This is a genomic window from Mycoplasma sp. 2704, assembly GCF_034863285.1.
GTDB lineage: Bacteria > Bacillota_I > Bacilli_A > Mycoplasmatales > Metamycoplasmataceae > Mycoplasmopsis.
This window is the reverse complement of the sequence record NZ_JAYFFD010000001.1, coordinates 173,586-200,144: the sequence shown is the minus strand read 5'-3', so window position 1 is coordinate 200,144 and position 26,559 is coordinate 173,586. Positions and strand designations below refer to the sequence as shown.

10 protein-coding genes are annotated in these 26,559 nt (G+C 29.9%); 9 read left to right on the top strand and 1 reads right to left on the bottom strand.

Annotation, left to right across the window (positions count from 1 at the left end; all coding sequences use genetic code 4):
- Positions 1–2: 2 nt before the first annotated feature.
- The 9 genes from VBM90_RS00565 (at position 3) to VBM90_RS00525 (ending at position 25,546) form a co-directional block, all read left to right on the top strand.
- Positions 3–5,531: a PDxFFG protein gene (locus tag VBM90_RS00565; RefSeq protein ID WP_323176465.1), complete on the top strand. Its 5,529-nt coding sequence runs from the start codon at positions 3–5 to the stop codon at positions 5,529–5,531.
- 13 nt (positions 5,532–5,544) lie between these two features.
- Positions 5,545–8,601: a hypothetical protein gene (locus VBM90_RS00560; RefSeq protein ID WP_323176464.1), complete on the top strand. Its 3,057-nt coding sequence runs from the start codon at positions 5,545–5,547 to the stop codon at positions 8,599–8,601.
- Positions 8,601–9,650 carry an ABC transporter permease gene (locus VBM90_RS00555; RefSeq protein ID WP_323176463.1) on the top strand — a complete coding sequence of 350 codons (1,050 nt, stop codon included), beginning with the start codon at positions 8,601–8,603 and terminating at the stop codon, positions 9,648–9,650. Before VBM90_RS00560 ends, VBM90_RS00555 begins: the two co-directional genes overlap by 1 nt.
- A gap of 98 nt (positions 9,651–9,748) precedes the next feature.
- Positions 9,749–10,708 carry an ABC transporter permease gene (locus VBM90_RS00550; protein ID WP_323176491.1) on the top strand — a complete coding sequence of 320 codons (960 nt, stop codon included), beginning with the start codon at positions 9,749–9,751 and terminating at the stop codon, positions 10,706–10,708.
- 9 nt (positions 10,709–10,717) lie between these two features.
- Positions 10,718–11,968: an ABC transporter ATP-binding protein gene (locus VBM90_RS00545; RefSeq protein ID WP_323176462.1), complete on the top strand. Its 1,251-nt coding sequence runs from the start codon at positions 10,718–10,720 to the stop codon at positions 11,966–11,968.
- A 3-nt stretch (positions 11,969–11,971) separates the two neighbouring features.
- Positions 11,972–13,297, top strand: a complete 1,326-nt coding sequence (locus tag VBM90_RS00540) for an ABC transporter ATP-binding protein (protein WP_323176461.1) — start codon at positions 11,972–11,974, stop codon at positions 13,295–13,297.
- A 44-nt stretch (positions 13,298–13,341) separates the two neighbouring features.
- A complete protein-coding gene (locus VBM90_RS00535) occupies positions 13,342–14,445 on the top strand; it encodes a variable surface lipoprotein (RefSeq protein ID WP_323176460.1) in 1,104 nt (367 codons plus the stop codon).
- 445 nt (positions 14,446–14,890) lie between these two features.
- Positions 14,891–17,026, top strand: a complete 2,136-nt coding sequence (locus tag VBM90_RS00530) for a C1 family peptidase (RefSeq protein ID WP_323176459.1) — start codon at positions 14,891–14,893, stop codon at positions 17,024–17,026.
- A 690-nt stretch (positions 17,027–17,716) separates the two neighbouring features.
- The gene (locus VBM90_RS00525) at positions 17,717–25,546 is read left to right on the top strand and encodes a hypothetical protein (protein ID WP_323176458.1); all 7,830 of its coding nucleotides are present in this window, start codon (positions 17,717–17,719) and stop codon (positions 25,544–25,546) included.
- Positions 25,547–25,675: 129 nt separating this feature from the next.
- On the opposite strand, the gene VBM90_RS00520 is transcribed toward VBM90_RS00525, so the two are convergent.
- Entirely contained in the window at positions 25,676–26,506 is an 831-nt protein-coding gene (locus VBM90_RS00520) for an MAGa7180 family putative nuclease (protein WP_323176457.1), read from the bottom strand.
- Positions 26,507–26,559: the final 53 nt, after the last annotated feature.

Genomic DNA, 26,559 nt, shown 5'->3' with positions numbered 1-26,559 from the left:
ATATGAAAAATTTAGCTTTAAAATACAAAGTTTTATTAGCATTAGGTATATTAGCAGGAGCGTCCGGTATTGCTGTTGGTTCAATTTACGGATATGCAAATAATTCTGACGAAAAGAATGGACCAACAAATCCAGTTGATCAAAAATTGTTTGTAAACAACTTTAAAAAATTCTATGATGAAAATGATCAAATTAAACCTGAAGTTTCTGTTTTAGATCCACTTAAATCAAAAATTGTTGCTAATGTAGTTTCAAACAATGGAACTTACAATGAATACAATTTTGTTGGCGAAACAGAAAAATATTCATTTGACGAATTTTTCAAAGAATATTACAAAAGATACAATGAATCATTCATATTAGAAGTTAAATACGGCTCATTCAGTTTTTACAATGAGTACGTTTTAGCTGTTAGACCAAAACAATTTATTGAATTTTCAAATTGATTTATGTCAAACGTATCTTGAGGTCCTGACCTCTTAACTTTAGACTCATTTAGAATTGTTCCAGGAGTTGAGCAAAATGGTAATGCTATTACTTTAGGGTCTCACTCAACATTGCACAAAGAATACAGCGAAATTAAATTCTTCCCTGATGCATTCTTTGGTTCATTACCTTACTACTCAACGGTTGGTGGTAGAGGAAATGCACAAGATGCGTTAACTTATTCAACATTTAATTATGAAGTTCCTAAAGCTGATGTTGATATGTTCTTAAATAACATTCCTTTAGCAACTGCAATTAAAAACTCTTCAATGCTACCTAACAATACAGCATTTAGAGAAATTACTATTCCAAGAAAATTAATTAACAAAGAATTCTTAGTTTACATTCCAGGTTCAGCGCCACAACTTGATGTTGAAAAAATTCAAACTGTTTACTTGCCAAGCAACATTAGTTCTGAAGAATTTGCAAAAGTTGCAGAGGAACTCAAACCTAACTTTGGTACAGTTTCATTAAGTGACTTCAAACCAGTTATTATTAAAGATGTTAACAGTAACTACAATACAGAAAAAAAGAAAACAACTTTTGAAGTCTTCTTTGATTACAAAAATAAAGCTGACTCAGACGCGGTTAAAAACTTTGATAGAGATTCACTTTCAGAAACTGATAAAGCAAAACTTGATCAAGTTATTGCTGCTAGAGGTGACTTTGATGTTAGAACAAGTTTAGACTTTACAAGAATTTCTGAAGCTTCAGCAATTACATACAGAAACTTCGTAAAAGCTATAAATGAAGATATTATTCACTTCTTAGATTTTTATGACATTAATTCATATGTTGGAACAAAACTTTTTGTTTATAAAGAAGGAGATAAAACTTACTACTTTGATTCATTTGTTAAAGCAATCAATGAAGTTCCTGCTTTAAAAGATAAAACTTATGAAGAACAAAAAACATTAGTTAAAGAATGTGAAATTAAAGAGTTTACAATTCAAAACTCTGGTTCAACACATATGCTTTCAGTTAAACTTGAAGACTCAAACAGATTTATCTTACGTGAACAATTTGTCGCAAGTGCTTCAAATAATTATTCACCAGCTGGATTTGCTCAATTTAAGGAAGCTGCTGGATATTTAGGTTCAATTACTCCTCTTATTTTAGGTTACACAAGTGAAGAAAAAGATGCTAATGGACAAACATTAAGAGGACTTGATTCAAGAAAATACCAAGTTTATACAGAAGTTTATAATGGACTTGCTGAAAAAGTTCTAGAAAAATACCCACACTTACTTAAATCATTAAACGGACCACACTTAGAAAAATCTGTAAATGATAAAGGGGTATATGAATACAAAATTGTTCAAGGTGAATACAAAGGTGTTTCAGAATCAGATAGAATTGGACTTCCACTTGTTTTAGGAACTCTTATTGAAGACTTTGAAGGTATTTCAACAGACTTCTTAAAATATGTTGCAACTCACGAATATGGACATCACTACACACTTGATCAAGGTCAATCTTGAATCGATTCTAAAAACCCTATTTTAGTTGGTGGTCTTTCAACTCGTGGTGGAGCTAGCGACTCTTCATTCTACTCATACAAATCTCTTAAAAACTATTTAGAAGCTAGAACAAACCTTACAGTTATTAGAACAAACAGTTTAGGTGCTCCAACTGAAAATGGTAAATTCATCAAATTCCAGTTTGGTATCCTTGACGAAAACGGAAAAGTTGTTTCTCAAGAAGTTGAAACTAAAAATCAAATGTGAGGTGCTGTAGGTGTAGCTGGACAAGACATCTACACAGTGTTAGCTAACCCACAAAGACGTTTCTTACAAGATTATGATGGAATGATTGAAGCAGCTAAACTTAGAAAAGTTGCTCCCGGGGACTTATTTATTGCAAACTCATTTGACGAACAATCAGGAACACTTAACCCAGCAATTTCTGGAAAATCTAAAGTATTCAAAAAATTCGAAAATGGTGAAATTAAATTTGCACAAGTAACTGCTAAAAACGTTATTGAGCAATTAACAGATGGTTCTGGACAACCTATTGCGCAATTTGTTGACTTTATCAATGATGATGAATTCAAAGTTAGAGTTTATGAGACTGGAACTGTAAATGACAAAACAGTTATTACAAAAGTTAACTTCAAAAAACCAGATGGTTCACCAGTTATTAATGTTCCTTTAAATGTTGAACTTGATACAGAAAGCTGAAACTACATTCGTTCACAAGAAAGATTAATTGTTCAATCACTTCAAGAAGTTATCAAAGCTGACTTATTTGATTCAGGATGAAACACTAATGCGACAAGATTAGGTGGTTCACTTGCAATTTACCTTAAAGACTTATTTAATGCAGTTGATTTAAATGACTACTTTAAATTATTTAAAAACAGAGGAAACCAAATTGAATACGATCCACAATACAACTCTGTTTTAGCAAACTTTGCTCAACCAGGTCAAGATGCACCTGAACAACACAGAGAAGCATTACAATACTTATCACTTCGTTCAAGTTTACAAGGTTCACTTAGAGATATTGTTAACACATTCTATGGTTATATAGATACAGAATACAGAATGCAAAATAGAGCAAACATTAACTCTGTTTTAACATTTGCAAACTACAGAGATTTACAAAACTCAACTAAATATACATTCCCATATGTTTCAAGCTCAGCGTTCTTAAGTACATACACATACTCAAAAGACAGACTTAGTCAAACAATGAATGAGTACGCTAATGAATTGGGACTTGAATCAATTGATGGAAGATGACAAAATAACTTTTCTATTGCATTTTCATATGCTCTTGGAATTGCTAGATTAGGTAACAACTCATCAGACTTGTTTACTTACTTAGACAAAGACCAAAATATGTTAACTTTAGAAAACTTACGTGAGTTACTTACAAGTGGTCCAGATGCTTTTGATAAAACTGTGAAATATGTTGGACTTAATCCATTCTCATCAGCTTACAAAAAAGCTGATTCAAACTTAATTGAAGCTTTTGTTGCTAACTACAAAGTTAATGCGACAAGATTAGATACAAACAAAACTGCAAAATCACTTGCTTTTGCTTCGCTTGATAAAATGATGGAATTATTATCAATTGACTACTCAAAAGCTTCATTTGATGTTGCTTCTAAATCATTCAATTGAGATTTAGATTATGTAAAATCAAAATTTGATTTAAACAAAATTAAATCAGTTGTATTAGCAGGTGATTTCACAGTTTCAACAGATAAAAAAGTTGAAATCGGTGCATCACAACAACTTTTAGCTAACTATGCAATGAAAGCGTTTAAAAACTCAAACTTACTTCTTGCAGTTAAAGACTTTAATGTTGCTACTGATTTAGTTGCTAACCAAGCATTCTTCTCAAAAGAATATGGAATTAGAATTGAAAGTCCTGAATTTAGAGAAAACTATGTTGAAGACGCTTCATTAATTAACCCAGAATCAAAATTACAATTTGATGCAGCTAAATTACAAGAATTCCTTAATGAACTTCTTTCAAAATATGGTGTAAGTGATTACAAACAATATTTTGATACTCATGACTTAATCCTTTTATTAGGAAACATTACATTCATTAGAAACTTTGGTGTTATTGGAGAAAATCTTCTTATCGGTGATATTTACTATGGTGGATTCTCTTCAGGTAAACCATCAAGTGATGTATTCAACTACAATGAAACAAGAGTTGAGCCATTATTAAATGACAAATTCACAGATTATATTTACTCAATTGCTGAAACTTTAACAAGAGATTATGTTCAAACAACTTACTTACCAAGTTTTGAAAATTTTGGTAACTTACCAAAATTCTTAGGTGGAGTAAATGAATCAGTTACTGGACTTGATTACATTGTTGATGGAACTAAATTAGCCTACTTAAACGATATCAAAAATAGTCAATCAGATATGGTGCAAGGTATTTATGCAGCTATTCAATCACATAAATACAAAGAATACATTGCACAAACTTTAGATTTCCAAATTCAAACAAATATTAAGATTGCTGAATTCAAATCTAAAGTTGATAACTTAAAATTAAATTTAATTCCAGCTGCTGAAGCTGCAATTGCTGATCATAAAGAACAAATTAAATCTGAAGAACAAAAATTAGCTTCAATGCAACAAGGTAGCGACGAATACAATCAAACAGAACAAAAAATCACTGACCTTAAAGCACAATTAGCTGCCAAAGAGCAAGAATTCAATAACTTACAAGCAGAACTTTCAAGAACTAATATCGATTTAGCTAACGAATCAATTGAAAAGAATAAAAAACTTGTAACTCAATTCAAGGAACCTATTTTTGGAATCTGAAATGACACATCAATGCTTCAAAGAAATGAAGATGGAAGAAGAAATTCAAACTACTTTGGAAGCTTCATCTCAAATAACAACGGATTCTTTAAAGATAGATTTGAAAAAGAAAAAATCGGTATGGAACTTTATGATGAAAACAGAAATGCCATCCAAGATAACAACATTAGATTAAAAGACTTTGAAGGAAACAAAATTACTTCAAGACCTAAAGCATTCTTTGTTTCACAACTTCTTAACTATGGAGTTTCAGAAAGAACAATTTCAGGTATGTTCAGAAACAAAAAACTTGATGCAGTTGCTATGTATGGATACATTCCAAATCAATTAGCAGAGCAAGTTAAATACATTAAGTTCACTGACATTGATACAAATGAAATGCACTACTTACCTGTCAACATTGATAAAACAAACAACATTTTCTATTATGAAAAACAAGGTGATGCAGATTCTAAAGTTACACTTGAACAATTAGGTTACCAATCTTGAATTTCTGATTATGCACTTATGTCTAAATACAGAAACTCATTATTAAAACCAAAACACAGATTCTATATTGATTTTGCTAATGAAAATAAAGATACAATAGGTGGATTTACAATTGGTGACCTTGATGCAATGATTGAAAACGGTAAAGCTGATGAACAATCACCAATCAAGATAATGCCTGAAAAAGATGAAAACAACAATGACACAGGAAAAACGATTATTTACGTAGATTACCAATTTAACATTTCAGGATAATAAGGAGAAGAAGATGAAATTAAAAAATAAATTATTATTGACATTAACAGCAGCTTCTGCTCCTGTTGTCTTGTCAATTGCATTACTATCTTGTCAATCAGGTGGATTATTCACAAAATCAATTGATTATGATTTAGGATTAGCAACTGAACCAATTAACAACTTAAACTATGTTAGATATAAATCAATGGACAAAATTGTTCCATCATTAGTGGACTCATATTTAAAAACAGGTCCTACAGCTCAACTTAAATCATTACTTAACAAAGCTTCATACAACTTTGTTGTTATGGAAAATAGTACAGTTAAAGATTCGGCTAAATTCACTGACTACTTAAATGCATCTAGAAGTGAACTTTTAGATAATGATGGTAAAGGTAAAATTTCAAATGCATTCTATGGAATTGATAACTTCCAAACAGTGGGTGGATTAGCTGACTTATCAGATGGAAATATCCAAGAAAAAAGTACTATTTATGCTTACAGAAACCCTAGAAACCCTAATAACTATATGGCTATTACAGGATACACTAGAAAAAAACAAAATATGTGATCTAACGGTGACTTTGTAACTTCAAATGACATTAGAGATTACTTAGAATACATTTTAGACCTTAACACAGGGTCTCAAAAATTAGACACAGTTAGAAAATATGGAATTAGAGCAGTTGATAAATTTATTGACGCTCAAAAAGAGTACCAACAAAAATTCAAACAATCATATAAAAATCCATTTGGACGTAGAGATTATGTTTGATCAGAAGCATTGAACAGATACATTCAAAATCCAAACCAAGAAGTGTTTGCTTCACAAATCAAAGATGGAAATGGAAATCCACTTGATACTGTGGAAGTTGAAGCAATTAAGCAAGCTGCATTAGAATTTGGTTTCTATACAGGTCAATTATTCTTAGATTACGATAACGATTACATTGCAGAACACTTATCATTACCTGAAAACTCTTCTTTTGCTTTAGATAAAGAAGTTCAAGACTTTACAGTTTTAGTTAATGGTGAGAAAAAGCAAATTAAGATTGTTAAAAATATGTATGTAAACCCATACCAAGAGTTTAATAAAACAAACAAAGACTTACAAGGAACAATTAAAGCACTTTCAAGTAGTGAAAACTCATTTACAATGATTTTTGATGACACTAAAACACCTGATTTATCATATTTATTATTCACAATCCTTTACAACTTATTCCCAATCAATAGAAAACACGTTGAAACTGTTGCTGGTGGAATTGATAAATATGGTTCAGAACCTAAAACATTCTTAACATCAGGTCCATTTAAAATTGCACAAAATGGTGAAGGTATTCTTTTAGGAGATAATGGTTACATTATTCTTGAAAAAGATAAAGATTACTTTGATGCTGAAAACACAATTTCAAACAAAATCAAAATTATGTTCTCAACTAACAAGAACACAAACTCATTATTCTTTGAAGATGGTTTAATTTCACAAACATATATTCCTGCTTCAAAAATGAACCTTTATTGATCTGATCCTAAAATGAAAAAATACCTTAACAAAAACACAGGGTATGGAACAATTGCTTTTGCTTTCAACTTAGACAGCGAAACAAATGGAAATTCATATTTACAAGATCAAGATTTAAGAAATGCAATGTATTTTGCAGTTAACAGAGAAAAAGCTCTTAAATTCGTTGGATGAGATTTCTCATTCCCTGTTAACACTTGAACATCTTATGGACAATACAAAACATTCGATGGTAAAAACATTGAAATGTTCTTTGAAGGTCAAAAATCTACAACTAAAAATGGTAAAGAATTTGACTTACAAAACTACGAATTCGTTGTTCACTTAGCTAAGTCATTCACATTTGAAAAAACTGAACGTAAAGATTTAACTTACGATATTCAAACAGCAAAATACTATTTAGATAGATTCAAAGCAAAACATCCAGAATTACAATCAGTTAAATTTGAATTCTTAAACAATGGTTCAGAAGAACAAAAGAACGCTGGTTTATTCTTAAAAGGTGCTCTTGAAACTATGTCAAATGGTTACATTTCAATTGAATCAAAAACATTACCTGAAAACATATATGCAAGCTTTATTGAAAAAGGTGCATACCAAATTATTTATCAAAACTACGATAGATTAGGTGGTAACGGAGCACAGGATTATGTATCGGTATTCTTCAAACGTGATGAAGTTGATACAATCAACCAAAAAACAATTGCTTTCAAAGATAACCCAGTTGGTTCATACATTTATGGTGACTACATAGGTGAATTAGTTATTGAACAACTTCAAAAACAAGATGCTAGTGTTTCAAAACTTTCATTAATGCAATCTGACATTAATTGAATTAATACAATTATTAATTCAAACTCATTATCAGGGGACTATGCAAACATTGCATCAGATTATAATTCAGCAAAAGCTTCACAAAGTAGCAGTGAAATAGCAGCATTTGTTAAAAAATACGCAAAACCTGTTTCACTTGCGCTTGCAAGTTTAAATGAATCTAAAAAAGCAAGATATTCAGAGCAATACGTTGAAAACTTACTTGGGTATATTATTATTAATAACAAAAACATTAAAACAAACAGAATCAACAATGCATTTATTACATATTTAGCTACTGAATTTACAACAGAACAAATAGCTAACTTAACAAATGAAACACAACAAAGATTACAATTTAACCAAGAAGAATTATTAAGAAGCGAAAGCGCAAAACCAGATGATGCAATTCCAGTATTCTGAAATAAATTCATTGAGTTATCACTTCAACATCCAGATGAATCAATTTCACAATACACTTCAAGAATTAACTCATTCTTCTCAGGAAACTTCACAGATGAGGAACTTTTAGAAAACTGATCTCAAACAAGAGTTTACTTATTTATCGCAGGACTTGAAAAAGTTATCAGAGATACAGCAGTTGTAATTCCACTTATGGAAGTTGATACAAACTGAGAAATTACAAAAGTTGGAGGGGTTGATAGTTTATTCAGATTCTCACTTCAATATGCATACGATATGACAAGACCACCAATGGCAAAATTACCAAGAACTAAAGAAGGGAACTAATGAAAAAAGTACAAGTAGATAATAAAACTTATGAACTGAACGATAACAAAGTTATCTTCAGAAGTAAAAGAAATGTTGAATTAAAGCTTAAAGATAAACTTCTTTCAATTGATTCACCATTCTTAAAAACATCTTGAAAATTCTTAAAAATTATTGCTGAATTTATTGTTATCGGATTTATTGTTATATCAATTACATTCTTCTTAATTAACTCAGTTCCAGGTGAAAACCCACTTACACAAGGTAAGGATGAAACTGCAAGAAAAATTATTGAAGCAAAATATGGATTGGATCAACCTTTACTTACAAGATACTTTAAGTACTTAAATGGTCTATTCCACGGCGACTTTGGTATTTCTTATTCACTTTTCCCTGAACGTCCTATTACTGAATTTATTTGAGATAGATTTTACAAATCATTCTTAGTTGGAATTTTCTCAGTATTCTTAACAGTTACAATCGGTATTTCACTTGGTATTTGAGTTGGTAAAAATCCAGGAGGACTTGTAGATAACATTTCAACTGTTATTGTTTCAATTTTCTCATCTGTTCCTTCTATTATTTTCGCTTTACTTCTTGTCTTTATCGGACGTGTTGTCGGAATACCTTATGTATTTGACCAGTATAATTTTGCAACCTATATACTTCCTGGTCTAGCACTTTCATTAGGAAGCATCATTGTTTATATTAAATACATTAGAACAGAGCTTAACAGAGAGCTTAACTCAGTTCACGCTAAGTTTGCTTACTTAAAAGGTGTGTCAAGAAACAGATTCGTTTGAAGACATGCACTTAAACCTGCGCTATTCCCAATTGCTACATTCTTCCCAGCTGTTATTTTTGGATCATTCATCGGAAGTATCTTCATTGAACAAATTTTCTTAATTCCTGGTTCAGGAGGTATGTTGCTTAATGCTATTACTTCAAAAGACTACAATGTTATCTTATTTTTAATTGTTATGTTCTCACTTCTTACAGTTCTATCATATGCATTCAGAGATATTCTTTATGAAGCAATTGACCCAAGAATTAGAAGGAGAGGTGCTTAATGAAATTTAAAGAACATTTACACAAATTTAATTCATCAGTCAAAAAATTCTTCGAAAAAACAGCAAGCAAAATTAAAGAACGTGAAGCAACTGCTTCAATGTCTAAAGAAGAATTAGCAACAGCACCAAACCCAATTACACAACCATTTGTGTATCAGTCTTGAAAAATTGTCGGAAAAATTGTAGACTTCCAAACTGATATGCATATGCAAGCTCAACCAAGAGTTTTCAAAGAATTTATTAACAGATTCTCAAGAAGTTTTGCTGGAGTTTTTGGTTTTGTTACATTAGTTTCATTAATCTTATTAGCGATTATTATTCCATTTACAACACAAGATCCAAACGTTACAAGTGTTGATGATTCAAAACTTATTTTCAATACAGTAGATAGCAAGGGTGTATTTCACATTCTTGGAACAGATCACTTAGGAAGAGATTTTTGAGCTAGATTATGATGAGGACTTAGGTATTCAATTGCACTTGCGTTTGTTGTAACAGCAATTGAGGTTGCTATTGGACTTACAATTGGAATTATGATGGGTCAATTTGAATTCTTTGACAAAATTATGACTTTCATCATCAAAGTTATTTCAATTGTTCCTACAATTATCATCCTTATTTTAATGACTATTATTATCAAACCTAGTTTCTGAGTTGTTGTATTCTCACTTTCACTTACATCTTGAACAGGTATGGCTAACCAAATTAGAGCTCAAGTTAAGCGTGCTAAATACTTTGAATGAGTATCTGCATCAAAAGTCTTAGGTACACCAACTTGAAAAATTCTTAAAAACTATGTACCTGTTATATTACCTATTTTAATTACTCAATTAGTATTCACAATTCCTGGTGTTGTTTTATCAGAAACATCACTTGCATTCATCGGTCTTGCTATCGATGATGTTCCTACATTAGGAAACTTAATTTCTGAAGGTCAAAAATTATTCCCTGACTACTTAAGATACGTATTTGTTCCTTCAACATTCTTAATCTTAATTACAACAAGTGTTCAATTAATTGGTGCATCAGTTCAAGATGCATTAAGAAGACAAAGATAGGAGAGTTTTATGAAAAAAGATAATAACTTATCTAATCAATCAGAAAAACAATCATTCAAGTCTAAATGAGAACACTTTAAAAGAAAAATAAATGTTGCAATCACAAACGCTTTTTCTGGTATTGGATTAGGAAACAGAAAAAATATGTTTGATTGAGAAACATTTATGGAAAATGTTGAGTACAAAGAATTTTCAGATGGAACAAAACTTAAAATTGCTGCAGAAATTAAAGACATTCACTTATCATTCTTAAACCCATCTGTACCAGGTCAAAAGAACAAAGTTCTCCGTGGACCATCTATTCAAATTTATGAAGGAAAAGTTCATGCAATTATCGGTGAATCTGGTTCAGGTAAATCAGTTATTACATCTCTTCTTTATGGACTTACAGGAGATAATGCTGTAATTGATAGTGGTGAAATTAAACTTTACAATAATCACGTTGAGAAGTTCTCAATGCGTGATTGAGAACGTTCACACTATAGAGGAAGAGTTGTTTCAGCTGTCTTCCAAAACCCTATGTCTACATTAAACCCAACTATGAAAGTTGGAGCACAAATTATGGAAGGTATGCTTGTTAACAAAGTTGTTAAAAACAAAAAAGAAGCATACGAACGTGCTGTAGAATTCCTTAAATTAACAAAAATTAATGACCCTGAAGCTGTTATGAAATTATACCCACACGAAATGTCAGGAGGTATGATTCAACGTGTTGTTATAGCTGCTATTGTTGCGCTTGAACCAAAAATTTTAGTAATGGACGAGCCTACAACAGCGCTTGACCCAACAGTTCAAGCTTTAGTTCTTGAAGTTGTTAAAGAATTACAAGAAAAACTTAAATTATCAATCGTGTTTATTACTCACGACCTTGGAGTTGTTGCTTCGATAGCTGACTACATTTCAATTATGTATGCAGGTCAAATTATTGAAGAAGGAACTACAAGAGAAATCTTAAAATATCCACAACACCCATATACTTGAGGTTTAATCTTAAGTATGCCTGATGTTAATAATGGTAAAAGACTTTCAACAATTAGAGGTTCAGTTCCATCTAACTTAAATAATATTGTTGGAGATGCTTTTGCAGTTAGAAATGATTATGCACTTGGTAGAGATTTTGAAGTTGAACCTAACTTTTACTATGTTTCAGAAACACATAGAGTTAAATCAGCGCTTTTAGATAAAAGAGCACCTAAATATACACCACCTGCACACATTGCAAAATTATGAAAGGAGTTTTTAGCAAGTTCTAAAAAATAAGTTATGAAAAAAGACTATTACATAGAAACACAAAAAAAATTCCTTTTCTGAAAAAAAGAATTCATAAGATATAACATTAAAGGTGTAGATGAAATGTTAAAAGTTCCTCAAGGTAAGGAAGTTTTAGCAACATTAAGAAACGTGGATGTTACATATGGTTCTCGTTCAAAAGCATTTAGAGCTGTAGTAGACTTTAACTTAAACATTTACAAAGGTGAAGTTTTAGGTATTGTTGGTGAATCTGGTTCAGGTAAAAGTACAATTGGACGTGCAATTATCGGACTTACACCACACAGCTTTGGACAAATCAAAATCCTTGATAAATTATTACCTAAGAAAATGGTTAGAGGATTTAAGTTTGGTAAATCACTTAAAGAATATAAAGAAATCGTTAACTTTATGGTTAATAAAGTGCAAATGATTTTCCAAGATCCAGCTAACTCACTTAATCCACACGTTAATATTGAAACAGTTGTTTCTGAAGGTTTAACAAATACAAAGAACTCTAAAGAAATTTACTTATTTAACTACGACCAAGAGGTTGTTAAACATTTATACTCAATGATTGATAAAAAAGAATATCGTTCTTTATTTGGAAAGTTCAAAGATGAATTAGATCACAAAATTTCAATCAATGAGAATGTTGCATATGATGCTTTATATGTTGACTTTGAAAAAACGATTAATCAAACTTGAGGTTTATCAGAAGTTGCAGCTAAATTAGCTGAATACAAAGCAAAACGTGATGAATTAAATAAATTAACTGAAAATGAATGTAAAACAATTTTAGTTAAAGACATTCTTAAGAGTGTAGGACTTGATGAATCAGTTTTAAAACGTTATCCACTTGAATTCTCAGGAGGACAACAACAACGTATCGGGATTTCAAGAGCTGTTGTGCTTAGACCTACATTACTTATTGCTGACGAACCAATTTCAGCGCTTGACGTTTCTATCCAAGCACAAGTTGTAAACATCTTTAATGAACTTAAAGAAAAATATAATCTTACAATTGTGTTCATTGCCCACGACTTACGTATGGTTGAATATATTTCAGACAGAATTGCTGTTATGAATAAAGGTAGATTACTTGAAGTTGGTACAACTGAAGAAATTATGAAACACTCACTTCATCCATACACAAAATCATTACTTGAGTCAGTTCCATCAATCGATTCTGATAAAGGTAGCTTGCTAGGATATGAATATAATCCTGCAATGCATAATTACACAGAAGATTATCAACCTGAATGAATAAAAATCAATGATAATCACTTTGTGTTAGCTACACCTAAAGAAGTTCAAGATTGAAAAAATAATAAATATTAATTTAAATTCAAATAACCTAATAAACAAAATAGAAAGGAGGCTATATGAAAAAAATTAATAAAAGAATTTTATTTGGTAGTTTTTCATTAGTTTCAATGTCATTACCAATCGTTGCTCTTTCTTGCAATAATACAAACAACCCACAACCGAACCCAGGAGATAATAAAACAAATACAAATCCTGAAATTACATTCGAGCAAAGCAAAGCAATTGCTATTTCTCAAGTTGAATCATCATATTCAAACTTAACAGAGGAGCAAAGAACTAAGATTAAAGAATTAATCCAAACATCAGAAAACCAAGAACAACTTAAAAACATTCAAACAAATGCTAATTACTTAAATGAATTAGTTCCAAGTTTAAAAGAAGCTGTCGCAGATTATTCAGATGTTAAAGCTAGCTACAAATATGCAAATGATGACCAGCAAGCTAGAAAAGATGCATTCGATACTGCTTACAATAATGTTAATAATGTTGTAAATTACTTAGATTTTTCAAATAATGGAACTGTATTAAACTTTGATGTTGAGACACTTAAAGCGGCTTACAATGATACTAAAAATGCATTAGCTGGTCAAGAAGTTCAAAAAGATCCTAAACCAGCTATGTATACAGATGCAGCTACAAGATTCGGTAAATGATTCACACTTCCTGAAAGTCAAGAAGTTGCTTACACAATAGTTGATTCAACTAAACAATTTGAAGAAAACACATATGAAGTTCATACATTAGGACCAGTAGTTGATGGAAAAAGAACATATCCAATTAAAAACTACAAAGCTGATGCACCGGAATTACCTAATAATATTGAATTTTCTGTAAGTGATTTTCAAACATATCAAAAAATGATTAAACTTAGACAAAAGGTTCTAGACACTTTCTTTAGATTAATTGTTAAATCAGATGGTAAGAAAGTTTATGAATTTTTCAACCACGATACAGCTTATGCACCTACTAGATATTCAATTAGTAAATTAATGTTAATCATTGATAAATTAATTATCACAGGTAACATTTATGAAGAGTACTTAATTGAATTAGAGGGTACAAAGGAAGATTCAACAGTTAAACTGTTCCAAGATCCAGCACACAAATATTCATATTATGCTATCTTACCTAAAGCAGAGCAAATGAAAAACGCTGTGTAGTAAGTTTAAAAGTCAAAATTAAGTAGCTTATGCTACTTTTTTATTACAAAAAAGCACATCAAAGTTTATTCAATGCACTTAAATTATGTGTGATTAAATATATTTAAAAATTAGAAACGGAACAAATAGGAAAGCTTTGTATTCTTTTCCAATTTATGCTACAAAGTGGGAAACATGGTATAACCAGAGATAATTAAAAATAATAATCTCTGGTTTTTATATTCTTTAGTTTATTAAATTCTTAAAAAGTTGATTTTTAAAGAGTTTTTTATAAAAATTAGAATTTTTTATGACTTATACATATAACTAAAAAATTAGAAAAATATTTTTTTAAATATCTTAAATTAACAATTAAAAGCTTATAAAATAAGCGATATTTGTTTCAACAATTTGACTTTCATTAAAATACTTTACAAAAATATTAATTTTTATTTAAAATTAATATATGAGATTAAAAAATAAAAAAATATTAACTAGTTTATTAGTTAGTCCAAGTTTATTGATACCTTTTAGTGTGATAAGCACAGCCACATCAGCTGATTCTGACGCACCAAAATTAGAACTTTTTCAAACTAAAAGCGCAGAAGAAATTGCAAGAATGCCTTTTTTTGATGCAAGAAAACACAATTTAGTTACTGACGTTAAGAATCAAGGTCATGAAGGCCTTTGTTGAGCATATACAATTGCTTCAATTTTAGAAACCAATATTTTAAAAAATAATATAGGAAATTACACTAAAAATTCTTTAGATATTGATGAACACGCAATTGATTACATAAGTAATAGTTGAAATCATAATGCAGATAAGTTAAATTTAAATCCCGATGCTAAAGAATGAAAAGGAATTTTAGGTACAGGAAATTATTTATCTCACGCATTTAATGGTTTGATGAGAAATACATCCCCAATTGCTCAAACTAATCAAACTGAGTTTCCTAATTTTGATAACCCTACAATTGCCAAAATTAAAAAAGCTGTAAAAATTAATCATACTGTTGATGATATTAAATTAGCGATTGCCAAATACGGTTCTGTGGGAGTTGCTTATGCTTTTAATGAAATGAATTTTCATCCTGACACCGTTTGATACAACGAACCAAATTCAATTATTATAACTAAATCACCTGAAGAAAGACATATCAGAAATCATGCTTCAGTTATTGTAGGTTGAGACGATGATTATTATGCATCTAATTTTGGACCTGAAACACCGAAACAAAAAGGTGGTTTTATTATTAAAAATAGTTGAGGAACTAAAAACATGCATGCTCAGGGCTACTTTATGCTTTCATACGATTCATTAGATTTAATTCATGAAGTAATGGCAGTTGAAGTAGAAAATAATAATGCATATCAAAATACTTACTATTATGATACAAAAAATTCATTTTCTTTATTCGCAACCATTGACACTAATGAAAGAACAATGGCAAATATTTTCCCAGTTAAAAAAGCAAATGATGAAATTGTAGAAAAATTAAAGTCAATTAATTTTGCGCTTAAAGGTTCAAACATTACTGCTGAAATCAAAATTTATGTTAAAAATTCTTCAATGTCTAATCCTGAAGATGGTGAACTAAAATTAACTCAAGAAGTACAAATTCCAAATTCTGGTGATAAAGGATTTTATACAATTGATTTAAATGAAGAAATTATTTTAAAGAAAGATCAATATTTTTCAATCATTGTTGATGTAACTAATAAAGGTGAAAAAAACGTAGATTTGGTGGCAAGCTATGAAACTAGAGATATTTTGAGTTTTTATAAATATAATAATCAATGAGTAAATAGCAAAAAAAGTTTTGTTGTATTTGGAATTAAGGCTCATACTCTTGAAGTGCCAATTAATGAATTAAATAAAGGCACAGCAGTTGGTGAAGAAAATAAAGAATTAGATGACATTTCTAAAACTAATACAAATAATAATCCTAGTGAATCAGATACGGAAAATAATCCACCTAGAAGCAATGACGGTGAAAGTGAATTAGAAAGCTCTGAAGGTGAAGTAGAAACAGATACAGGAACTAATATAGAAGAGTCATCAGATAGTGAGATTTCAAGAGAAGAAGAAACAAGTTCTCCAAAAACTGATGAATCTGAAACAGGTTCAAGTTCAGAAGAAAATAATCCGATTTCAAAAGAATCTGATGTATCTAATGTTGAAGACAATAGTTCGCCAGTATCTGAAGATACTACTAAAAATAAAAATATAACTGATGAAAGTTCATCAGAAGATGTAACTAATTCAAGCTCTGAAACAGGAACAGATTCAGCATCTCAAGATAATAACAAACCTGTAACAGAAGATTCTGCAACTGAAAATAAAGATGCAATAAATGAAAATCCAACAAGTGATCAAGCTAATTCAAATCCAACTACTAATGAAAGTTCAACTATAGAAAAGAATAATTCTGATAATAAAAAAGAATTAGAAGATGTTTCAATAGAATCTGAAAAATCTAAAACCAATAAAACACATGTTATTTTATGAAGTATTTTAGGTGTTACAACTGGAATTATAACTTTTGGTATAGCAACTTTCTTTATTGTTAAATTAATGAAAAAAAGAGTTAAAAAATAATTTAACTCTTTTTTTCTTTTAGAAGTTTAAAAAGTTTATTAGCAATTAGACTGATGTATTTATCAACCTATAGACACGTCAAAGGTTATATATGTCTTTGTTTCTTAAGTTTAGTTTTATTTAAATTTTAGTTTTCAAAATTAATGATTTAACTGGATTATCTAGAAAAGATAAATTTACAGAAAATAGATTAATTGACAGGATGAACAATGTCAAAGAAATCCAAGAAAAATTCAAAAATCAAACTAACAAAACGATCAATATAATACTATAACCAATAGTAAGCGTGTAGCACATAACAAATCTTGCGACAAGTGTTCTAACTGAGTTGTCCAATGTTGAATCAATTAAATTAACTGTTACAACTAAGATGATGCCAATTATAAAATAAGAAAACTAATTTCATATAATGGAACATTTTCGATTGAGAATTTTTGATGTTGTGTATCTTATTCTCTTCTAAGCAAATAGCTTTAAAATATTATTTACTTAACTTCATTCTATTACTAATTAATTTCAGATATAACAAAAATATATTTTTCACATTTGTGAAAAATTAAGGTATTATGCAGATTAATTTGTAATTATATAATCCAAAAGTAAATAATTAAACTATAATTACATTTATAAAGACAAAAAGAAGTTTTGTCTTATTTAAGCATCAATTTATTTATTAAGAAGAGGTGGTTTATGAGCAAAAATAAAAAGTTAATTATTGGTTTAAAATCAGCACTTTTAATCATTATTCCATCGATTGCAATTTCAACAGGTATTGCAACTAATTTACAAGCCCCTGAAAGGACAGAACGTGTTAAATTAACAGAGGAAACAGCGAGAAAAATTAAAAATGCTGAAATAACAATGTTAGATGGTTATTATGATTCACTTATGTTGGATCGTCCGGTTTTAAATCCTAATGGTGATGAAGATGGTGATGGTATTTTAAATAAAGATGAGGTCTACACATTTGTAAAAGACGGTAAGACTTATTTTGGATACAATTCGCACCCATTCTTAAAAGATACAGATGGAGATGGAATTACTGATAATAATGATGCTCATAAACTTAAATGAGATTTTTCACCTCGTGATGCTTTAATTTTCAGTAACTTATCTTACCGTAGTAAAGCTTTCTTAGATATTGAGTTTGATGATACAAATCGTGATTTATGAGAAGAAAATAAAGCATATTTTTTAGGCGAAGTTCCAGAAAATAAGCGAGATGAGCACGACAAAATTTTTGAAACAGTTCATAAAAATATGGCCCGTTATTGAAAAAGGTTTGAGTCTTGAGATGAAAGTAATGGATACCAAGCGTCTTGATTAATTAACCAATCTGATTTTCCATTCTTAGAAAATGACACTATTAGTGTTTTAGCTATTGCAGGTACTAATGGTGCAAAAGATCTCGATGATGATTTAGATTTATCAATATGAAGAAAAAAACCAGGTCAAGCTGAGAATGTGTGAATTTCTCTAGCAACAATAAGTCAAAAACCTGTTTCAGAAATTTATTCTACAGGTCACTCATTAGGAGGTCATCTTTCAGAGTATGCACTTATTTGATCAAAAGGAAATGAAGAAAATAGAAGTATTGACAATTTTGTTAAAGCATATGGTTTTAATTCTCCAAAAATTTCAAGTGCTTATTATGGAGCTATCAGTGACAGATTAATTAAAGAAGGTTGAGCACAACATTACGGAACAAATAATGATCTATTAAAAAGTTTTCCAGGCCACTTCCCAAGCACAATTTATGTTGGAGAAGGTTCTCACTCTGACACTAACTTCTTTAAAGATGAATATGTATCAAAATACTTTACTTCAGGTGATAGAAGTTTATTTAAAGGTATTGCGGCACAACCTATTCTAGACCAATTAATAGTTTCAAAATTCTGATATAACGTTCAATTATTCTCAGATAGAACACCTTCAAATGTATGAGGTCCAAAAAGAATAATGGAACAAAACACTGAACGTTTCTACAAAAGAATTAAGAATATGGTTCCAGAGCACTATCGTTTAGTTGATAGCGCACAAGAAATAGCTTCAAAATTCCCATTAAATAGAGATGCTAACCACAATACAAATATTAATTACCAAATTCCAATTACTCCAATAGACCATACTGTAACTTATGTATTTAAAGATAATACAGGAAGAGAAGTAGATAGAAGAACATTTACGGTCAATGTTGAAAATCAATCATATGAAAAACCTCAGATACCTAATCACCCACTACGTAAGCACTTCACATACAAAATGCAAAATATGTCAGAAGTCCCTTACACAAGAGACTTCTGAGTTGATACAACTTATGAAATCAATTTAGTTCCCGAATTAAGAGATAATACAATTGATAATTTAAAATACTTATCAGATGAACAAAAGACAGCTGCTAAAGATCAAATGCGTGCATCTTCAGACAATGATGAAATTGACAGAATTATGAAGAATGCTCAGGATTTAAACCAACTTATTCACAAATTTAATGAAGCTAAACAATTTAAACACAAACCTGATTTTACAGAAGCTGATAAAGAATTTAAAGATACATTTACAAATGTATTGGATGAAGTTGAAAACACTTTATCTTCAGAAGAATTTACAAATCCATCAGCAAGTTATGCAGTTTTATTAGGTAAATTAGAAAAAGCTAAAAATGACTTAAATGGTTTACATAATTTAGGCGTAGCTAAATCAGATGCAATTGAAAGAATTCATAATTCAGAATACTTACCTGAAGATCAACAACAAAATGCTATTGGTCTTATCGATCGATGTCAAGAAATAGCTGAAGTTAATAAGATTTTAGAGAATACTCTTCAAGCTGAAACGGCATACGCTGCATTACAAACTGCTGTAAATAAAATAAAACAAGTTGATTATTTACAAGCTACACCAAGTCTTCAAGACGAATTTATTAAAGCTAAAGATGCTCTAACAGGATTTGATAGAAATATTGATTTTTCAGAGTCAATTTCTGGACTTAAAGAATTAACAGATAACTTAGTTACAAAAACAAATGCCCTTGATGGAATTGCTAGATTAACAAAAGCTAAAAATGCTGCCAATGCAGCAATTGCAAATTCAGGCTTATCAAAAGAACAAAAAACAAAAGCTACTAAACTAGTTGAAAATTGCACAACACTTGAGTCAGTTGATAGAATCCAAAACAATGTTTCTAAAGTAAATGAAGCTATTAACTTAGTCAATAATATAACTTCTGAAAAACAAACACAAAACTACATTGAAGCAGATGGTGATTTACAAACTAAATTCAATACTGCTTTAGATACATTATCAAGTGTTAAAACTTATTCGGATTTTGAAAACTTACCAAATAACTTAAGTGAAAATTCTGAAGCATTAATAAGTGCACAAAGAAATCTAAATGGTGCTTCTAAATTAGTTTTAGCTAAGAATACAGCTAAATCTGAAATAGAAAATATGAGTAACTTACTTGCATATTTAGCTAAAAAAGCTAAACAAGAAATTGATAATGCAAAAACTATTGCAAGTGTAAATACATTAAAAGAAAATGCTTCTGCATTAAACACAGCAGTAGCAGTTACTAAGCAAGCAAAAAATGCAAAAGAAACTATTGCTTATAAAGAGGCGACATCATCTAAACAAGATGCACTTACTAAATCATTAAATAACTTTGTAAAAGCACTTGCTGCATATACAAGTTTTACTAATAAACTTTCAAATATTGATACTTTAGTATCAAATATGAACGATGCTATTGCTTCACTTGATGGAGTAAAAAACTTAAATGATCTCAAGACACAAACGATCACTCAAATTAAGAGTTTACAAAACTTAAATGATCAAGAGAAAAATAGTTTAATTTCTGAAGTTCAAAATCAAAATTCATCAGCAGATGTAAGATCTAAATTTGTTAAAGCTCAAAAACAAGATTTAACAAATAAGGTCGCTTCATTAACTAACTTATCAAACGCACAAAGAAGTTTATTGACTAATGAGATTAATAAAGATGCATTTAATTATCAAAATGCTAGAGCAGTTGTTTCAAATGCTTCTGAATTAAATAATGCAATCCCATCATTGAAGCAATCAATCAATCACGCAAATGAAGTTAAACAATCAATTAACTACAGTTATGCAACTGAAGAGATTAGAAATTCTTACAACAGTGCATATGATGAAATAGTTAATGCAATCAATGTAAATGATTTTACAAATCCAATTGCTAACTTAAACTCATTATCAAGTTTCTTATCATCAGAAGAAGCTAGATTGGATGGAGTAGCAAATAAAGAATTATTAGATGCAAAAACATCTGTTAAAGAACAAAATGATAGATTAGAAAAATTATCAAACACACAAAAGCAAGTAGCTAAAAATCAAATTGATGCTAAAACTACAGTTGCAGATGTTAACTTATTAAAAGACTATGTCACTAAAATTAATGATTCAATTGATAAATTAGATAAAGCAATCGAAGTTAAAGAAACACCAAATTACAAACTTTCTGATATAGATAGACAAAGAGCATTTGATAATGCTATTAACGCATTAGAAAACTTAAGAACAGTAGATAACTTTAATGATGTTGATCCTTATTTAGATAACAAACTAAGTACATTATCAGATGCAGAAACACAATTAAATGGTGACAGCAAGCTCATTGAAAGAAAAAAACGAGCAATAACATCGATTGATGATTTAGAGAATTTGGCTACAGAACAAAAATTAAAAGCTAAAGAGCAAGTTGAATTAGCTACAGAACCAGATATGGTACAAAAAATTGCAGATAATGCTGAAGATATTGATTTTGTTTTAGGAGCCTTAAAAGTCGCAAATAAATCAATTAGGACAATCAGATATTCATCTGCATCAGAAGGTGCTCAAAATGAATTTAATAAAGCTAAAAAAGCTGCTGAAGTTTATGAAAATGCAATTGACTTTACAAAAGATTATGTTAATTTAGATTCTATTGGTAATAGATTATCAAATGCTGATAGAGCACTTGATGGAGTAAAAAACTTAGATGATGCTAAAGAATTAGCGAAACAAAAATTAGGTGATTTAATCCATATATCAGATGATCAATTCACTAATGTTTTCAATCAAATTGATCAAGCAGTGACATCAAAACAAGTCGAAACTGTTATTACAAATGTAACAAATATTGATAAAGCTATTGAATTATTAAAATTAGCTAAAAAAGCTGAAGACACAATTGAGTTTAGAGAAGCAAGTAAAGAAAAATTAAACGATTTAACCAATACAGTTGATTCGCTTAAAGGTGCTAAAGATGTTTTAGATTTCAACACTGTTGCTATCGAAAATATTGACAATAAAATTAATACTCTTAAAAATGCTATTAAACATTTAGATGGAAGAACAAATTTAGATGCAGCTAAATCAGATGCTAAAGCTAAATTACCTACTTTAACACACTTAAGTGCTAACCAAGTTACTGCTGCTGAAAGATTAATTGATTCTGCTACAACAGTTCCAGGTGTTGAAGACATTATTGTTAACGTTACAAATGTTGATCCTGTAATTGAACAAGTTGATGCATTAAACAAACTTAAAGAAGATTCAAAGCCTAAATATACACAAGCAGAAGAAAGCTTACAACAAGCTGCAAATAATGCACTTACACCATTAGAAGATACAAAAACATATGAAAACTTCACAAGTCCATATGCTGAAGATATCGTTGCTAAGAAAGAAACACTTAAAAATGCTATTGATGCACTTGATGGTGACACAAAATTAGCTGATGCTAAAAGAGAAGCTAAAGAAGCTATTGAAGCATTAAATAAGTTATCAAATGATTCACAAAAAGAAGCTGCTAACAATTTAATTGATTCAGAAGATAGTGACACAATTGAAAAAGTTAACGCTATTGTTGAACGTGCTAAAGAACTTAACAATGCTTTACAAACTCTTGAAAATGCAAATGCAGAAGAGTTAAAACCAAACTACACAGAAGCATCAACAACACCTATAGATAAAAAAGCAAAATTTGATGCTGCAAAAGCAAAAATCGATACAATCAAAGGGACAACTGACTTTAGTCAACCAATTGCAAATATTGTAGAAGACACAAATGCACTTAATAATGCTGTTAGAGATCTTGATGGTCAAGATAGATTAGATGTTGCCAAAGCAGAAACTAAAGTTAAATTAGCTGAATTAATAAACTTAAGTCCTGATCAAATTAGAGAAGCAAATAATCAAATTGATGCTGCCATGACAGTTCAAGGAGCAAAAAACATTGTTACAAACGCAACAAATGTTGATGCTGTTATCGAACAAGTTCAAAGATTTAATGATGTTAAATCTAAATCACAATTCACAGAAGCTGATTCAGATAAAAAACAAGCTGCTCAAACAGCGTTTGACAACTTACCAGGTGTAGAAACAGTAACAGACTTTACAACAAGTCCTATTGCTGACATTACAGAAAAAACGGAATCTCTTAATAATGCAATCAACTCACTTGATGGTCAACAAAACTTAGATGCTGCAATAGCTGCTGCTAAATCTGCTATTGATGAATTACCTAACTTATCAGATGATGAGAAAAGAGATGCAAAAACTGAAGTTGAAAAACAAACAACTATTGCTAAAGTTGCTGATAAATTATTAGATGCTCAAAAACAAGATGCATCAAATAAAATCAGCTCATTATCAAACTTATCTGATGATGTGCAAAAACCAGCTGCTAAAACTCTAATTAATTCAAAAACATCTAAAGATGAAATTGATGCAATTGTTGGTACTGCAGAAAAAGTTAATAGTGGTATTAGAACACTTAATTATGAAGTCGCGATAAAAGAGGAAGTTCAATACAAACAAGCGTCAGATGATGTTAAAACAAACTTTGATAATGCTGTAACTGCATTAGTTGGATTATCAAGCTACACAGACTTCGAAACTCCATTTGACAAATTAGATACTAAATTACAAGCTGTATCTGAAACTAAAGGTTTATTAAATGGTAAAGATAGATTAACTGATGCAACAACAAAAGCTAAAGAAGCTATTGACGCACTTGAAAACTTAACATCAGTTCAAAAAGACGCTGCTAAAAATGAAGTTGAAGCTAAAACATCAATTGATGAAGTTGAAGAAAAATTACTTGAATCTCAAAAAGAAGATGCTATAGCTAAAATTAACTCATTACCTAAATTATCAGAAACTCAAAAAGAAAAAGCTATCGCGTTAGTGAACGAAAAATCAGATAAAGCAAGAATTGATAAAGTAGTTTCAAATGCATCAAGCATTGATGCAGCGATTTCTAAAGTCGAATCTGCTAGAGAAGTCGAGTCAGAAATCAAATACACTCAAGCTTCAAACCAAGGTGCATTTGATGATGCAGTTACTACTTTAAACGACTTAACAACAACACTTGACCTTGATGAGCTATATCCTAACTTAGATAACAAGTTAGATACATTAAAATCAACTCACGATGCTCTTGATGGTGCTGATAGATTAAAAACAGCTAAAGAAGAAGCGCTTGCTGCTATCGAAGTTGCTTCAAACTTATCAGATACTCAAAAAGAGGCTGCTAGAAACGCAGTAAACAGCTTAAATGAAGTTTCTAAGATTAAAGATATTAAAAATAATGTCAAAGGAATTAACAGTGCACTTGATGTTGTTAAGAATGTTGAAGATGTAAAAAATAAAACTCAATATACACAAGCTTCACAGGAAAAACAAGTTGCATTCACAAATGCACTTGATGCATTACATGAACTTAAAACTAAAGATGAATTTAATACATCAGTTGAAAGTCTTAATGAGAAATTAGATGCATTAAGAGATGCTCTTGATAATCTAGATGGTGATGTAAAATTATCAGAAGCAAAAGCTAAAGCTAATTATGGTATAGATAACTTAACTAACTTGACAGATGAACAAAAAACAAAAGCTAAAGAATTAGTAAATTCACAAGCATCAGTTGATACTATTGAAAACATTCTGACAAATGCAGTAGATGTTAATAATGCGTTAGAGGTGTTTAATGAGGTACAAAAAGTTAAATCTACACCTAACTATACCGAAGCTGATGCACCTAAAAAATCAGCATTAGATAATGCATTAGCAAAATCAACTGAATTAAGTAATAAATTAGACTTTAACAACAGTGTGCAAGACTTAAATGAAAAAGTTAATCCTGTCGTTGAAGCTAAAAAATCATTAAATGGTGATTCTAATTTAGCTGCATCTAAAACAGATGTAAATGCAAAAATTAATAAGTTAAACAACTTATCAAAAGAGCAAAAACAACAATTTATTTCTGAAGCTAATGGACAAGTAACTGTTCAAAAAGTTAAAGAAGTATTAGAAAAAGCTCAAAAATTAAATGAATCATTAAAACCTGTTGATAATAAACCTGAAGAACCTACAAAAGTTGAAGAAGGTAAAAAACAAGGTGCTCCTGGTTGAATTTATGGAGTTATAGTTCCACCAATTGTAGGAATTGCTACAGGTTTAGGGTTCTTATTCAAGAGAATTTTTAGAAGAAAATAGAAATTAATAAACATTAAACTTACATTTTAAACGGTGTAAGTTTTTTTGTTTTTCTTTTAGTCACAAATACTAAAACACCTAGCACAAATGAACAAAAAAATATTAACCATTGCTGGTTAATAAATTTCACTAAGCTTTTACATTGAAATCAGCTTTACCTTCTTGTTTTCATTTATTTAAAAGTTTCTCTCATTCTTCAAATGATTCACATTGTAAGTATTCAAGTTGATCTTTGTTGATTAAAGGGTCAAATTTAGGGGATTTGTTTGTATTTGTGTAATGATAGTATCATTGTTTAACTTTTTTAATATCATCTTCAACATCTGCTCTATTAACAGGGAAAGTGTAAGACTTCATTCTTCTTTGGTTAATATCCACATTTTCAGGGTTTAAATAATCTCCCAGGTCATCTCTTAAGAATAAAGCGATAATTGAGTAATGATTAGCTCCCTTTAAATACGAATAAAGTTGTGCTTGTTTTCTATACGAAGGATCAACATCTTTGTCGCCTCAAAGTTCATATTTCTTATCTTGTGCTGTTTTGATTTCAAGAATCATATTTGTGGAAGGGATGTATCCATCAGGAACTCCCATAATAACATCATCCTTGTCTTTGAAATAGTTATATTCATAATCAGCAGCAACAAAGTTTTCAATCACTACATTAGGGTGCATCTTTCTTAAGAAATCAAATATTTTAGGTTCTAAAATAGTCCCTGCATTAATGTATTTTTGTGATAACACAGGTAATTTTAAGTGTGCAATGTGACAAAATGCATTAAATTCATTTTTGAATGCATCCTTAATTAAAATCTCAGAAACGGTGCTTCCACCGATTTTCTTGTATTTTAAAAACTTATTATCAGATTTAAGTTGCTCAATCATATGATCTTTTAAAACAATCACACTATTTTCTCAATCAATCTCATAATCTCTCTTGTTGTAATATTGTCTAGCCATATTCTTATTTTAAATTATTTTTTACTTAAAAATCAAGTTATTTTATAAGTTAT